The following is a 1,584-nucleotide window of genomic DNA, read 5'->3' as shown; positions in this document are numbered from 1 at the left end:
GCCGCCCGTAATTGGCCTGGCGCCCCATCAGCGAGCGCAGCGCCTTTGGAGGCAGATAGAGTATCGGCCCCGAAACCACGCAGGAGGCGACTGATGGAATTCTTTTGTGGGCTGGATGTCGCGATCGAGGAGACGGCGGTGTGCGTCGTCGATGATCGCGGCGAGGTGCATCTGACGACGAAGGTCGCGACCGAGCCGGAGGCGTTGTTTGCGGTGCTGAAACCGTTTGTGGCGCGGCTGCGGCGCGTCGGTCACGAAGCGGGATCGTTGTCGCCGTGGCTGCATCCGGAGCTCAAGAAGCTGGGCCTGCCGGCGATCTGCCTGGAGACCCAGCATGTGCGCGCGGCAATGTCGGCGCAACGCAACAAGACCGACGAAAAGGATGCGCTCGGCATCGCTCACATCATGCGCACCGGCTGGTTCCGCGCCGCGCATGTGAAGACGGAAGGCTGCTACCGGATGCGGCTTCTTCTGACGCACCGGCGCAATCTGAAGCGCAAGTTTCTCGATCTGGAGAACGCCATCCGCCACTCTCTCAAGAGCTTCGGAATCAAGCTCGGCGGCACATCGCGCGGCAAGTTCGACCAGGCCGTCCGCGCGGCGGTGGCGGACGATCCGCTGTCGAGCGAGCTGATGGACGCCATGCTGGCGGCGCGCGCTGTGCTGTGGAAGCAATACTGCCGGCTGCACGATCTGGTCGTGAAGATGGTCGCGCAAAGCCAGCTGTGCCGGCGCTTCATGGCGATCCCCGGCGTCGGGCCGGTGACGGCGCTCAGCTTCATGACCGCGATCGACGATCCGGCGCGCTTCCGCCGCTCGCGCGACGTTGCCGCTTACTTCGGGCTGACCTCCAGGCGATGGCAGTCGGGCACCTCGATCGACGTGAAGGGACGTATCTCGAAGGCCGGCGACGCGGATGTAAGGCGGGCGCTCTACGAGGCGGCGTCTGGGCTGATGACCCGCTTCAAGGGCAAGGACAAGGTCAAAAGCTGGGGCCAGCAGATCGCCAAACGCTCCTGCCATCGCAAGGCGGTGGTGGCGGTGGCGCGCAAGCTGGCCGTGATCATGCACGCCATGTGGAGCGACGGCACCTTCTATGTCGGCGATTCGGCGGAAGCTGAAACCGACGCCGCTCGGCGTGCGCAGATCAAGGTGCGCAAGCATCTGGGAGCACACGCATGACCCTGTCCTTGACCATCGAAACGCAGCGCGTCCGCAAGGTGACGGACGCCATTTGAACACATGAGATCCGCTCCGGCGGATGAGGACCGATGCAGACCATCAACGACGGAACGCACGATATCTTGCCTGCGGCCGTGCCGATCGAAAGACGGCCGGACCGCGCCCGAGTGCCTGTGACGATGCTCCGTCAGTCCGATGGAAAATTGCGCCGCGACGGTTCGGGCGCTGCCAGCGTGCAGCCGAAATACCCCGTCGCAGAGCGCGGACGAGTGCACGGCGCATCGGAACTCGAAAACCGGAGGTGGAAACGTGGTCCAGAGAAGAAAAGCGTATATCTTCGCAGCCAGAAGGAGAAACGACGATGGCGAAAAGATCAGCGAAAGAGGCGCCAATTACGAGGGC

The 1,584-nt window shown here is 64.1% G+C and carries 2 protein-coding genes; both read left to right on the top strand.

Features of this window, described 5'->3' with window-relative positions; translation table 11 throughout:
• Window positions 1–93: 93 nt before the first annotated feature.
• Complete coding sequence (locus NUU27_RS25295) at window positions 94–1,182, top strand: IS110 family transposase (RefSeq protein ID WP_257765055.1); 1,089 nt, start codon at window positions 94–96, stop codon at window positions 1,180–1,182.
• 89 nt (window positions 1,183–1,271) lie between these two features.
• A partial coding sequence (locus tag NUU27_RS25290; RefSeq protein WP_257765054.1) for a hypothetical protein occupies window positions 1,272–1,584 on the top strand: 313 nt, incomplete at its 3' end.

This window comes from Nitratireductor sp. ZSWI3, from assembly GCF_024655565.1.
Classification (GTDB): Bacteria; Pseudomonadota; Alphaproteobacteria; order Rhizobiales; family Rhizobiaceae; genus Nitratireductor.
Note: the sequence above shows the minus strand (reverse complement) of the source record. Positions and strands in the feature narration are given on the sequence as shown.